This is a genomic window from Solibacillus sp. iso_87 (assembly GCF_056173085.1).
This window is the reverse complement of record NZ_CM149656.1, coordinates 1,824,882-1,838,050: the sequence shown is the minus strand read 5'-3', so window position 1 is coordinate 1,838,050 and position 13,169 is coordinate 1,824,882. Positions and strand designations below refer to the sequence as shown.

At 38.7% G+C, this 13,169-nt stretch carries 14 protein-coding genes; 3 read left to right on the top strand and 11 right to left on the bottom strand.

The features are described from left to right. Nucleotides 1–208: 208 nt before the first annotated feature. Nucleotides 209–1,081, bottom strand: coding sequence for a DMT family transporter (locus AC0VXV_RS09150; protein WP_475531263.1), 873 nt, complete (start codon nucleotides 1,079–1,081; stop codon nucleotides 209–211). Nucleotides 1,082–1,512: 431 nt separating this feature from the next. Here AC0VXV_RS09150 and AC0VXV_RS09145 point away from each other — a divergent pair, with 431 nt between their 5' ends. After that, on the top strand, nucleotides 1,513–1,893 hold the full coding sequence (locus tag AC0VXV_RS09145) for a nucleotide excision repair endonuclease (protein WP_079526647.1): 381 nt from the start codon (nucleotides 1,513–1,515) through the stop codon (nucleotides 1,891–1,893). Between the two features lie 42 nt (nucleotides 1,894–1,935). Here AC0VXV_RS09145 and AC0VXV_RS09140 read toward each other — a convergent pair whose 3' ends face one another. From AC0VXV_RS09140 to AC0VXV_RS09105, 8 genes are all read right to left on the bottom strand, one after another. Then, nucleotides 1,936–2,529: a transcriptional regulator gene (locus AC0VXV_RS09140; RefSeq protein WP_475531262.1), complete on the bottom strand. Its 594-nt coding sequence runs from the start codon at nucleotides 2,527–2,529 to the stop codon at nucleotides 1,936–1,938. 139 nt (nucleotides 2,530–2,668) lie between these two features. Beyond that, nucleotides 2,669–3,241 (bottom strand): 5' nucleotidase, NT5C type, encoded by a 573-nt coding sequence (locus AC0VXV_RS09135; protein WP_475531261.1) that lies wholly within the window; start codon nucleotides 3,239–3,241, stop codon nucleotides 2,669–2,671. Nucleotides 3,242–3,250: 9 nt separating this feature from the next. After that, the gene (locus AC0VXV_RS09130) at nucleotides 3,251–4,327 is read right to left on the bottom strand and encodes an FAD-dependent monooxygenase (RefSeq protein ID WP_475531260.1); all 1,077 of its coding nucleotides are present in this window, start codon (nucleotides 4,325–4,327) and stop codon (nucleotides 3,251–3,253) included. Beyond that, nucleotides 4,320–5,435, bottom strand: coding sequence for a bifunctional diaminohydroxyphosphoribosylaminopyrimidine deaminase/5-amino-6-(5-phosphoribosylamino)uracil reductase RibD (ribD, locus tag AC0VXV_RS09125; RefSeq protein ID WP_475531259.1), 1,116 nt, complete (start codon nucleotides 5,433–5,435; stop codon nucleotides 4,320–4,322). Before ribD ends, AC0VXV_RS09130 begins: the two co-directional genes overlap by 8 nt. A 12-nt stretch (nucleotides 5,436–5,447) precedes the next feature. Continuing rightward, entirely contained in the window at nucleotides 5,448–6,182 is a 735-nt protein-coding gene (locus AC0VXV_RS09120) for a GTP cyclohydrolase II (RefSeq protein WP_475531258.1), read from the bottom strand. A gap of 188 nt (nucleotides 6,183–6,370) precedes the next feature. After that, nucleotides 6,371–7,816 (bottom strand): sodium/pantothenate symporter, encoded by a 1,446-nt coding sequence (gene panF, locus AC0VXV_RS09115; RefSeq protein ID WP_475531433.1) that lies wholly within the window; start codon nucleotides 7,814–7,816, stop codon nucleotides 6,371–6,373. Next, nucleotides 7,816–8,088 carry a YhdT family protein gene (locus AC0VXV_RS09110; RefSeq protein WP_475531432.1) on the bottom strand — a complete coding sequence of 91 codons (273 nt, stop codon included), beginning with the start codon at nucleotides 8,086–8,088 and terminating at the stop codon, nucleotides 7,816–7,818. Before AC0VXV_RS09110 ends, panF begins: the two co-directional genes overlap by 1 nt. A gap of 204 nt (nucleotides 8,089–8,292) precedes the next feature. Beyond that, complete coding sequence (locus AC0VXV_RS09105; protein WP_475531431.1) at nucleotides 8,293–9,276, bottom strand: diaminopimelate dehydrogenase; 984 nt, start codon at nucleotides 9,274–9,276, stop codon at nucleotides 8,293–8,295. Nucleotides 9,277–9,526: 250 nt separating this feature from the next. On the opposite strand from AC0VXV_RS09105, the gene AC0VXV_RS09100 reads away from it, so the two are divergent. Together AC0VXV_RS09100 and AC0VXV_RS09095 are read left to right on the top strand one after the other, a co-directional pair. Next, nucleotides 9,527–9,985 carry a hypothetical protein gene (locus AC0VXV_RS09100; protein ID WP_079526628.1) on the top strand — a complete coding sequence of 153 codons (459 nt, stop codon included), beginning with the start codon at nucleotides 9,527–9,529 and terminating at the stop codon, nucleotides 9,983–9,985. Beyond that, entirely contained in the window at nucleotides 9,973–10,266 is a 294-nt protein-coding gene (locus tag AC0VXV_RS09095) for a YxcD family protein (protein WP_079526626.1), read from the top strand. Before AC0VXV_RS09100 ends, AC0VXV_RS09095 begins: the two co-directional genes overlap by 13 nt. 55 nt (nucleotides 10,267–10,321) lie before the next feature. On the opposite strand, the gene AC0VXV_RS09090 is transcribed toward AC0VXV_RS09095, so the two are convergent. Beyond that, complete coding sequence (locus AC0VXV_RS09090; RefSeq protein WP_475531257.1) at nucleotides 10,322–10,735, bottom strand: ABC-2 transporter permease; 414 nt, start codon at nucleotides 10,733–10,735, stop codon at nucleotides 10,322–10,324. 152 nt (nucleotides 10,736–10,887) lie between these two features. Beyond that, nucleotides 10,888–13,053 carry a 5'-nucleotidase C-terminal domain-containing protein gene (locus AC0VXV_RS09085; RefSeq protein WP_475531256.1) on the bottom strand — a complete coding sequence of 722 codons (2,166 nt, stop codon included), beginning with the start codon at nucleotides 13,051–13,053 and terminating at the stop codon, nucleotides 10,888–10,890. Nucleotides 13,054–13,169: the final 116 nt, after the last annotated feature.

The window sequence follows — 13,169 nt, the reverse complement described above, 5'->3', positions numbered from 1 at the left end:
GATCGAACTTAATTATAAATTATTAACTTTTATATAAAGACCACAATAAAAAATACATCCATTATCTCAATAAAGATTTAATGGATGTATTTTTATATACAGATAAAAGTTTGATTATATAATTAAACTGAATTTTCTAAACATAAAGTCTAGTTTGTTTTTTTATACTATTCATCCTATATTAGTGATTGCTTAAAATGTCTGTTTGTTAAACATAAGATTTCTTTCGTCTAAAGGTCGGTTTGACTTCTGCAAACAATATCGCAAAGAAGATAAGGACACATCCAACAAGCATACGACCTGTCAAAAGTTCGTTTAAAATAAGCACAGAGAACATAGTACCGAACAATGATTCTGTCGATAAAATAATGGCAGATTTCGTTGGGTTTGCATATTGCATTCCGATATTTTGACATACATACGCAACAGCAGTACAAAATACTGCCAAGTAAACGATGATTCCCAAGCCTTCTGAAGTATAAGTCGTAGGTACTTCGCCTAGTATGATGACACTTACTACGCTGAGTACAGTCGCTGTATAAAACTGAACTATCGTCAGCGCTAAAGCATCTTCCGCTTTTACAAACACATTTGTATAAAAAATATCGAAAGCGAAGCCGACTGCACAAAGTATCGATAAGAAGTCGCCGATATTGATCGTCAGCGAATCCTGTAATGATAAAAATCCGATTCCGACAACTGCCACACCAGCTGCGATAAACTCGAACCGATCAATTCTTCTTTTATAGATGACATAAGCGATAATTGGAACAATAATGACATTAATCGCTGTCAGGAATGCATTTTTAGAAGCTGTTGTATATTCCAAGCCCATTGTCTGCAATGCAAACGCGATAAATAGGATTGCACCAAGAACTGCACCTTTCCATAATACAGACTTTGAAATAAGTTTTAATTTTTTATAGAAAATGAAACTTAAAATAATGGAAGCCAATAAAAATCTTCCCGCCATCAATTGAAATACAGTCCAATGTTCAAGACCTTTTGCCATTCCTACAAAACCGCTTCCCCACATTAAAGCGGTAATGAGCATGAGCAACTCACCTTTAAATTTTTGCATACGATTCCTTCTCTCTGTTGAAACTGCTGTTTAAAATTTATATGTATAATTTTTTATTGCTGAACAAACTATTATTACCATAAGCAATCTTCCATGAAAAAGAAAGCGAAAATTCAAAATCTATCCAAACAAGCTTATAAGTTAGAGTTTTCTGCTTGACCTATGATTGTTAAACATGTTTTTTTATTAACTTAAGAGTAGGTAAAATTTTTATAGCGTTTGTTTTGTTCGAAGGGATGATTTAATTAATTAATCATTTGTGTCGGATAATCTGTATAATTATATAGTTAGTAGTGCCTTTTCTTTTGAAAATAACGGTAAAATCCCCGCTTATTTTTTAATTCTCCAATGCTTGGACTACTATATCAATAGCTATTTACTGTATTATCGTGTAAAATAAACTTTTAGAATAATTTAGGGACGTGAACAGTTTGATTAAAATTGAAATGCCAAAACCAGATTTAGTAATTCGTCAACGCGAACAAGTGTTAAAACCAGGTGATGTGGAAATTACTCCATACTTCGGATTTATTGATTTCCATAAAATTACGCGTGATAAAGGCGGAATCTTCTTCTTCTACAATGAAAAGAACGAGCTTTTATTTGTAGGGAAAGCACGTAAAATCCGTCAGCGTATTAAAAAGCATTTTGAAGACAATGTATCTCCAATGAAAAACCACCGTGCTGAAATCCACAAAATTGAAGTATATGAAATTGAAGATCCAATGGAACGTGAAATTTACGAAACATATGCGATCAATCAATTCCAGTCAAAATACAATATCGATAAAGTATTTTTCGAACGCGCATAAACAGATGAACACCTTGCCTATACCGGCAAGGTGTTCTTTTTATTACTCTGCTTTAAAATCGAGCATTTCATTAATTTTCGATAAATCTTCCATAATGCCTTTTTTCTGGTTGGCGATGCCGTCATACCACTTGTTTAAAATGTCCTGCATGCCCTTTTCGATTTCTTTTCCTTCCGATACGAGCTGTACCATCACGTCGATTACCTTTGTACGTTCTTCATAAAACTTAACGCGTGCCGGGAAATCTTTGCCAATATTTTGCTTGAAAATATAGCCGAGTTTAATAATTCCGTTATTCATCAGCTGCTCTGAATAAAGTGTTGAGCCGACAACTGCTAGACGCTCTTTAAAATCCGGATTTTCTTTAATATAATTTTGCATCAAAAGGGCTACTTCATCTGCAAATGATTTAAGTTTATTGCGTTGCCCATCCATCAGATCTTTAGATTCCTCAAAAATATTGAGCATCAGCTCTGTATGTTCAAGCATATTTTTCACTTTAATTAACGGTTCTTCACTTGCTCCGTTCAGACGTACTTGAATTGTACGATATACATACTGGCGTTGTAAGTAAGCCGAAAGTAATATAATCCCATTGTAATGAATGCTTGCTTCGTAATGTTGTTGTGTTATCATAGTAAAATCCTCCAACCGGTATGTCTATACACTGTTAACAATACCACATATTCATTCACTTGAAAGGAAAAAATTCAAACTATTTTCACTTTTTGTATAAAAAAACTCCCGGAAAAGCTCCGGGAATTTTCTCTGCCGATTACACCGAGGCATAACCGATCAGTTTATTGAATTCGGCCCAACATGTAAGACGCGTATATTCTACTGCCTGATTGTAAGACTGATTTTTCACAATAACTTTTGTTGTACTTCCCGTCAATGTATTTAATACAGCCGGCTTATCATCTACATATACGTCAAGTTCCAAACTTTTGATGATATCGATTTTCTCATGGTCTGCCATTCCGCAGTAAAAACGCTCATCAACAACCGGGAATCCTTGTGCTTTTACCCATGCACGGGTTTTTTCACAATACCCTTTCGGACGAGACGTTATATAATAAATTTCATGTCCTTCATCCGCCAAAGCATGTAAAACTTCCTTCGCCCCTTCAAAGCTTGGACAGTCCGTAAAGTAGATTTCTTCCATCGTATCTCTCCACATTTGGTTGCCTTCTTCGTTTGTTAATCCAAATGGTGCGTGAATTTCAATAGTCGGGATTGTATCGAAAACATCTTCGCTGATCGTCTTGTTCAATTTCTTATTATATAAATGAAATGCATGTCGACGTAAATCGATTAACGTATCATCAATATCAAAACCAAATTTCATATATCTCACCTAACTTAATACGAGAAAAGCTTCATGGAACTTTTGCTCTTTTTCTATTTGTATAGCCTGAATTTTTTCGATTTGTTTTTTTCGTGCCGTTGCACAGCTAACAAAATCAAATTCCTCATTTTCCAGCAGCATTTGTGCCAGCACATGGGCATCCATTAACGAACTATTTAATCCGTAAGCGCCTGTCGGGGTCATCGTATGAACAGCATCCCCAATTAATGCGACACCTTCTTTTCCCCATTGTTCGGTCGTACTGCTGAATACATCAAGCAGCACAAAGTCTTTCCATGACTGAATGTGCTCCTGTACGACAGGTGCCAATTGAGGAAATGCTTTTATGAGCTTTTCTATAAATGGTATAAACGGCTGTTTGCGTAATTCCGGAAAGTTTCCCTTTTCGATATTCCAGCCGATTTGGACAAATCCTTTTGCCTGCGTAAATAAGGAAATTTGCATGTCGTCAACTAAGGCCATTTTAATCGAAGGAGTCCAATTTTCAGGTGCCGGTATTCTCGCCCAAAGCAAGTCATAGCCATGATCACGAATCGTTACATCCAAATCCGCTAATTTTCTCACTGTTGAATAGCGCCCATCCGCACCAATGATCAGCTGTGCTTCAATTGTAATATCAGCATCACCTTGTTTAGCACGAACAGCAGTATATTGTCCATGCTTGTTTTGAATAAGCTCTTTAACCGTCGTATTCAATAAATAGTTAAAAGTTGGATAGCCTTTTACCTGCTCGATAATCGCTTGAAGCAAATGAGCTTGCGGAACATGGATGCCTAAATGGCCTACAGCCGGATCCGGTTCAATTGTTTTAAACTTTTCACCGCTCATCCAATATTCCAATGTTTCCATACGCAGCAAACCGAGCTGTTCAATTCGTTCAAAAAGCCCGTACTGTTTTAGAATCCGCTCGCCTTCCTCATTTAAATGTTCCCCGCGGAATGCCTTCGCAAAGTCATTAGTCCGCTCTATTAAAAGAACCGACACATTATTTTTCGCCAATATATTGGCAAGCAGTGCACCGCCCGGACCACCACCTACAATGCAAACATCCACTTTTCTATTCATGTAAACCAGCCTTCTTTGGATAGGCTATTATACGCAAATCTTCCCCGATGCGAGTGACTTCGCCGAATTCAAGCTGGCTTGCCAAATCGATTGTTTCCACATCAGATCCGGTAAACGGCGTAATGGAGTTTTTCCCTCCCAATACTTTCGGAGCAACATATACCATATACTGGTCAATGAAGCAGCCTCGTAAAAATGATGCGTTCACATTGCCGCCACCTTCAACAAGCAGATGCGTAATGCCCTTTTTATATAATGCACTCAACATATCCTCTATGTTCAAGCCTGTTGAATCTTTTTCCACCCGAATAATTTCAACACCGTTACGTTCCAGTTGCTGTGCCTTTACAGCATCTGAATCAAGTGAAGTAACAATGATTGTACGAGCTTCGGTCGTATCTGCAATATGCGCATCAACCGGTGTTTTTAAAGTACTGTCCATGACTACACGAATCGGGTTACGACCTTGCCGATCATCCTTTAGACGTGTAGTCAGTTTCGGGTTGTCATTTAAAACTGTTTGAACACCTACTAATATCCCGTCCACTTCATGACGCAATTCATGGACATCCGCACGTGCTTCTTCACCTGTAATCCATTGCGAATGTCCGCTATATGTCGCGATTTTGCCGTCAAGTGTCATGGCGAATTTCGCAACTACAAACGGACGCTCTGTCAGCATATTATGAATAAAGCGTTCATTCAGCTTTTGTGCTTCCTCTTGAAGCACACCGACTTCCACTTCGATTCCCGCATCCCGTAAAAGACGAATACCGCGCCCTGCTACTTCAGGATTTGGATCTTCCGTGGCAACGACGACGCGCTTAAATCCACTTTCTTTCAACAGCTTCGCACAAGGTGGTGTTTTGCCGTAATGCGAACACGGTTCCAGTGTGACATAAATGGTCGCATCTTTTGTATGCTCGCCTGCCATGTTCACCGCATGTACTTCTGCATGGGGTTCCCCTGCTTTTCGATGAAGTCCTGTACCGACGATGACACCATCTTTTACGATAACGGCACCGACTAACGGATTTGGATTTGTATTCCCTCTGGCACTTGCCGCCATTTTAAGCGCAAGTTGCATATAGTCCTGATCAGTTTTCATTCGAAATTCTCCTTACACAGTTAGCTTTTCAACAATCCCGATATGCCCAGACTTTTCTACTTTTGTTTTCAAGTACTGTTCATTCGTTTCCGTCAGGCCGCCCCATAAAGGTATATGGCCATCCGCAAGTAATCCGTTTTCCTGCAGCGCTGCAAGCTTTTTCGGATTGTTCGTAATAAGTGTTACCGGTTTTGAACGAAGCACCTGTAGTACACGGATTGCATCATCATATGAACGGACATCATCTTCAAATCCGAGTGCATGATTGGCTTCCACTGTATCATACGCTTCTTCCTGCAATAGGTAAGCTAGTGATTTTGAGAACAGCCCAATACCGCGCCCTTCATGATCCGCTAAATAAAAGATTGCGCCACAGCCATGCTCGACAATCATCTTCATCGATTCATGCAACTGATAGCCACAGTCACAACGCTGTGAACCGAAAATATCACCTGTATGACAAATACTGTGCATACGGATCAATGCATCATCCTGGTTGGCAAAATCTCCATATACAAGTACAGAAGACTGCTGGCCAAATGCTAAATGCATTGACGATACAGATTCTACTACCTGTTCTTTCGTCTGATTTTTTTCAACAGTCGTCCATGAATACCATTGAAACGTCGCTTCTAAATTTTCTTGTCTTATAGGTAGCTTTACCGGTCCGACTACTGCAATATTTTGCAGATCATCACGACGGACAAGCTGAATTTTATCTTCTAAAATAGCCATTAATTGTTTCATCTGATCACCTTTGATTTTTATTAAGTTACTTTATGTAACCTAGTTTACAATAATAAGCTTATAACGTCAAATAAGAGATTGGTATCTAATCTAAAAACAACATCTTTCTCACAGAGAAAAATGTTGTTTTTTTGGTGAAGTAAAATATCTGTTTCTTCTATCATACAGGCCTAAAACGGTTCTGGCTATTAGAAATGATAATCTTCTATTTTTTTCATTTTTTGCGCAATAATACTTACTGCTACAAATGTAATAAGTGAAGCGATGATTGGAATTGTAACGGAATGCATGCCATAAATATTTTCCGCAAAGCGGTAGATGACAATATATAATGTCAGGCCGACAATCATCGAGCTGATTGCCCCGTATTTATTAGCCTTCTTCCAGTACAGTCCAAATACGACACTCCATAAAAAGGCTGATTCCAATCCGCCGAACGCAAACAAGTTCAGCATGATCAATAGCTCCGGTGGTTTAACAGCGAAAATAACTACCGCTATCCCGATAATGCTTGTCACCCAGAAGCTGCGGCTTTTAATTTGTGAATCGCTTGCTTTCGGATTGATATAGTTTAAATAAATATCTTTTACAACTGTTGAACTTACTAGAATCAGCAATGCATTAACCGTCGACATAATGGCTGCCATTGGAGCTGCGAGTACGATTCCTGCCAGTACCGGCGGCAGCACTTCCAATGTCAGCAACGGCATTACTTTGTCGCCAACTTCAATTCCTGGCATAACCGGACGAGCAAATACACCAATTAAATGCATGCCGAACATGATTGTCCCGATTCCGATAGTACCTATTAGAATTGCTTTATGTAAGCTTTTCGAATCTTTGTAACTCATCGCACGGACTGCAATTTGAGGCAAACCGATGACACCTAGTCCAATTAAAATCCAAAATGTTGATACATACAATGGTGTCAGATTTTGTTCTGCACCAAATGGCGTCACTAAATTCGGATTTTCTGCTACCAGTCCTTGCATGATCGTGTCAACACCACCACCGGCAATGACCGTTGCAATAAGAAGGATAACTGTACCAACAATCATTATGGATCCTTGCAATGCATCCGTTAACGCAACAGCCCGGAAACCGCCGATAATTACATATGCCAAAACGGCTACCGCAAAAATGAGCAATGCGGTTGTATAGGAAAGTCCTGTCAACGATTCAATCAGACGTGCACCACCTACCCATTGCGCAGTCATTGATGCAAAAAGGAAAATGATGATGCTGATTGCCGATAAAATAACAATCGTATGGCTATCATAGCGTTTCTTTAAAAAATCGATTAGTGTAATGGCTTCAATACGGCGTGCAACAATCGCAAATTTCTTGCCAAGCACCATTAGCACAAAATAACCTGCAGGCAGCTGCGCCATTGCTAACAGAACCCATCCAAGTCCTGTATTATAGGCAACACCCGGTCCCCCGATAAAGCTTGAGGCACTGCCATATGTCGCCATCATCGTCATCGCCAGGATGAACCCGCCCATTTCGCGTCCGCCTAAAAAATATTCCTGTAAAAAAGAATTAGATGTGCGTACTTGGCGATTTGCCCAAATACCGATGCCAAAAATGATAATTAAAAATATGAGTAATGGTATAATGACTGACCAATGTATCATTTTTGCCCGTCCTCCTCCTCAAGTGAAATGTCTTTGAAGAAAAGCTTCATCGCGAGCCAGATTGCGATAATCATGAAAATTGTTCCTGCGATACAGCTATAGAAAAACCATGCCGGGAATCCGAATACGTAATCATACTCCAGCGGGTCACCCGAACCGAGCCCATATGCAAATCCGAACCAGATTGCAAAATTGATGATAACAAGCACGACACCGATCAGTGCTTCTTTATGTGCGATTTTAAAACGCTTATCCTGCACATTAAACATCCTTTCTGTATACCATAGAATCTGCTGTAATTTCAGATTCATGAGGGAATTTTAACTCGCTCTAATGTGGACAACCATCTTTCAGAGACTTAACCTCTCTATTCTACGTTGCTAAACCGTGAAAGAAAAGACTTTATCGACGATTTGTCTAGCAAAAATCGAAAAAACGTCGCCTAAATTTATTAGACGACGCTCGTTTGGAAATTACAGTAATTCTTTGCGCAAATCTGCTGGGGATTTTGGTGATAATAAACCGTACGGAATGTCGAATACAGTTTTTGCACCTTTATCTCCTTTTGCGTGTAATTTGTATGCAGCGCGTGCATAGGCAACGAGAACACTTGATGTGAACATCGGATTTGATTCAAGCGTTAATGAAAACTCCATAATTTGCTTGTCTGACTCGCCTGATTGACCCGAACGAATAACAAATCCGCCATGTGGCATACCTTGGTGATTTTCTGTAAATTCTGCTTCTGTAATAAAGTTCACTGTTGTATCATAGTCAGCAAAATAGTTTGGCATTTCTTTAATTTCTTTTTCGATCGTTGCTGCATCTGCACCTTCAGCTAATACAACAAAGCATTCACGGGCATGTTTTTCACGTGTTGTCAGCTCAGGATTTTCACCATTTCGCACACGGTTTACCGCTTCTTTAATCGGTAAGGTATATTGCACTGCATTTTTTACACCTTTAATACGGCGTACTGCGTCTGAGTGACCTTGGCTTAAACCGTCACCCCAGAACGTATATGTATTTCCTTCAGGCAGAACTGTTTCACCTAACAGACGGTTCAATGAAAATAGCCCCGGGTCCCAGCCAACTGAAATGATCGAAACAGTGTCACTTTTTTGTGCAACAGCATCAACTGCATCAAAAAATTCCGGAATTTTTGCATGTGTATCATAACTGTCGATAGTGTTGAACCATTGTGCAAAATGCGGAACTTGTTCAGGTAAATCTTTCGCAGAACCACCACATAAAATCATGACATCAATATGTTCCTTGTAATTAGGTGCATCATCCACTAAATAAACCGGTACATTTGGTGATTGGATGGCAACTGAAGCAGGATCACGACGCGTAAATACAGCTACCAATTCCATGTCAGCATTTTGACTGATTGCTGCTTCCACGCCTCGACCTAAGTTTCCGTAACCTACAATACCAATGCGAATTTTACTCATCATTTATTCCCCCAACTTAATTATTCGACGTTTATTCTTTACACACTCATGTAAATTCAGAATTTTCGTCTAAATTATATTTCATCTTACAGTTTCATATTTATGAATACAATAATTTTTGTGATTTTCACAAGAAATGTTATCTTTCGCGCAAAGCTTGTATTATTTGCTGAAAGTGTTTTCATTTTCTATTTAGATGAATTTTTGATATACTGATAAAGTAAATAAATAGACTAATTGGGGGAGAAACATGAAGAAATTATCAGCAGTTTTATTAGCATTCACACTTGTATTTTCAAGTGTAGGGACTACGATTTTATTTGCTAATGATGCACAGTCAGTTGAAGCAAAAGGTTACAAGTCAGGTAAAAAAGGCTTCAACAGCAACAATAACAATACTAATATTCAAAAAAACAATAATGATGCAACAAACCCGACAACAACAAAACAAAATAACAATACAACGAAAAAAAATGATTCAAATACAGCTTCATCAAACAAAGGCGGCTTAATGAAAGGCTTAATGCTTGGTGGTTTAGCCGGTTTACTATTCGGTAGCTTATTTGCCGGCATGGGTATGTTAGGTAACATTTTAGGCCTGTTAATCAACGTAGCAGCAATTGCGGCGATAGTCTTCTTCCTAGTGAAGATTTACCAGTTAATCAAACGCAAAAAAGATAAAGAGGTTACTGATTCGTGGAAAAACTAACATTACTTGAACAAGATTTAATTAATGCCGTTTGTCTGTTCCATGCAAAATTCAAAAACACAGCACCTGAAGAAGTGGAAGCAGAGCTGATGTATGATGATGTTGCCGGTTATTCAGCGGAAGCTTTCTACAACGGACAACTGGAAGTTTACAACTCTGTGAACTTCATCATGGCACTTCGCCTATATATTGATGAGCAGCTTGGCCGTGATTCAATGTCAGCGCGTATTACTCTTGATATTGATGATGAAGAAGGCATGATTGCTCACGTAGAATTTTAATTCAACAATATAAGACCCGTCACTCTATAGTTTGAGAGTAGATGGGTCTTTTTTGTTATGCAGTCGGCTGTACTTCCGGTGTGTACTTCGACGTTAGAGATTTATAGCTTACGAAAAATGCAATCAGTGCCAATACAGAAGCAACGACTAAATGAATGATAAGGGTTAAGCATTTGAGGATAATAACGAAAGAAATAACCGATTTAAATCCTGAAATTGAATACGTATACGGTAAATATGCACATACAGCCTGTAAATTTTCAGGAAGCATCGGAATCGGTAAATTCGAACCTGTAATCGATAATTGTGCGACAGCCAGTACAAGTGCGATAAATCGCCCAATATTGCCTGCAACCGATACAAGGAAGAAAATAATCGACATGAAAACAATGCTGACAAAAATTCCGAATAAAATAAATTTCACCACATGATCTACCGACAGCTGTAATACGACTAATGTAAATACCATAACCAATACAGCCTGAATTGTAGCAAACAGTGCTAATTGCAGCCATTTACTGACAAACCAGCTTATTGCAGACTACACAATGATTTTTGCAAAAAAAAATAAATAAAAAAACCACTAAAATGGTTGCCCAAATTAGTGGTATAGCTGTTGACTTATTTTTCTACTGGCGCAGCTGTATCTACAATGCGGCCTTCAGTAGTAAACTTAATTTCTTTCATTGATAGTAATTGCTCTTTTAAGTTTTCCCAATCCGATAGACCTAAGTCTGTTACACGGCCTTCTCCATATGCTTTCTCAAACGTGCTGAAGCCGTCTCCGCCTTTAGCTGTGAAAGCATTTGTAGCAATTGTGTAAGTTTCGTTATCCGCTACATCTACATATGCTTTTGTTGCTTCATCATAGTATTTTAATGAAACCACACGAGAACCCGCTTCTTTAGAAGAATCGTATTCTAGTTTAGCACCTGAGATATGCAGGAATCCGCCATTCTCTTTAGGAGCATCTTTCACAGAGTGTTCAAATGCAGCTTTTAATTCAGCACCTGTAACATCCATTAATGCTAATGTATTACCAAACGGTAACACTGTAATAACTTGTCCAGTCGTAATATTGCCAGCAGGAATTGCAGAACGAATACCGCCGCCATTTTGCAATGCCATTACAACCTTTTTATCCGTATACTGTTTCGCTTTTGCAAGCATACCGTCTGTAATGATATTACCTAATACCGTTTCACTATTACGTACACTCACTGGATTATCGTCTGATGCACGAGGGCTTACTAATTCTTCTGCTAAAGTAACACCGATTTCTGCTTTAGAAATTGCGTCCACCTTCTCTTTAAATGGAGCAAGCATTTTTAAACCTTCAGCGTCATCTGCAAGTTTACCGATTTCAACTAATTGACCGTCATGTTTAACGATGACACCATTTTCGTCAAATTCAACATTTACTGTACCTAGGAAACCAGCATACTCTTTCGCTTGAACGATTAATGTTGCGTCCTTTTTCTCACCAACTGTGTTCGTATCAACTACGAATGGTTCTTTAAGCTCAGTATGTGAGTGACCTCCTACGATAATATCAATTCCAGGTACTGATTTTGCTAGAATTTGATCATTGTCATATGCAGGGTTATCGTCAAATCCGATATGTGTTAAAGCAATAATTTTATCGACACCCATATCTTCAAATGCTTTTACCGCTTTTTTCGCTTCGTCGATATAATTTTCAAATGCTACACTGCCTGGTGAAGCAATGTCTTTTGTTTCAGCTGTCGTTAAACCGAAAATCCCGACTTTTTCGCCGTTTACTTCTTTAACCATACCAGCGTAAATCTTGCCGTTTTCTGGCTCGCTTGAAACTAAATCCGAGAACATACCTGTAAACAGGCTGTCTTTTGTAAAGTCAACATTCGCCGTTAAAACCGGGAATTGTGAAGCTTTAATGAATTCTGCTAATGCTTTATGTCCTTCTGGTGAAGAACCTAAGTCAAATTCATGGTTTCCTAATGTGATCGCATCAAATTTCAATGCATTTAAAAACGGCAGATCTGCTTGTCCTTCAAATTCGTTGAAGTATAAAGTTCCGCTGAAAACGTCACCCGCATGCAATAAAAGCGCATCCGGTGTTTTTGCGCGTTGTTCATTAACCGCCGTCATTAATTTTGGAAATGCCTCAACACGTCCATGAGTATCGTTCACATGCATGATGGATAATTTATAATTGTTTGTTTCTGGTTCAGGCTGTGGCTCAGGTTGTGGTGCTGGTGCAGCTGCTGCAAGCATTGTTGCCAATACGCTAGAAAGTTCACCACGAGTAAGTTGTTTCGTAGGGTTGAATACAACTTTAGCCTCTGTTAATAAAGCCGTAGCATCAATCGGATATACCGCAGAAACGTTCGTTAAAATTTTAGCTAATTGATTATGTGTAATTTTATCCGCTGTACGGAATGTGCCGTCTTCATAACCATTTACAAATCCAGTAGCGACTAATGCCGCTATTTGACTATAATACTGGTTTGACGTTTTAATATCTTTAAAGTTAGGATTTTTTACATTAGTTGTATCAAGTTTAAGAGCACCCGCAATCATTTTCGCAGCTTGTCCGCGAGTAACCGTTGCATCTGGTTTAAAAGTACCGTCTCCAAATCCTTTTACGATACCTGCAGAGGTTAAAGCATTGATCCCTTCTGCATATGGATGGCTAACAGTTACATCCGTAAAAATTGTCTCTTCTGCCATAACACCTGTTGCTCCTACAGCAACTGCCGTAAATGCTGCTAGAGCTGTTGCCGAATACATTCTTTTTTTCTTCATCCAAAAGACCCCCCAATATTTTTAACCTACCTTTTGATAGTAACGAAATATTATAAAAATTTCTACATTTTCCGGAAAATTTTACTGTTAATTAACAAAAAATACATTCTTAAGGT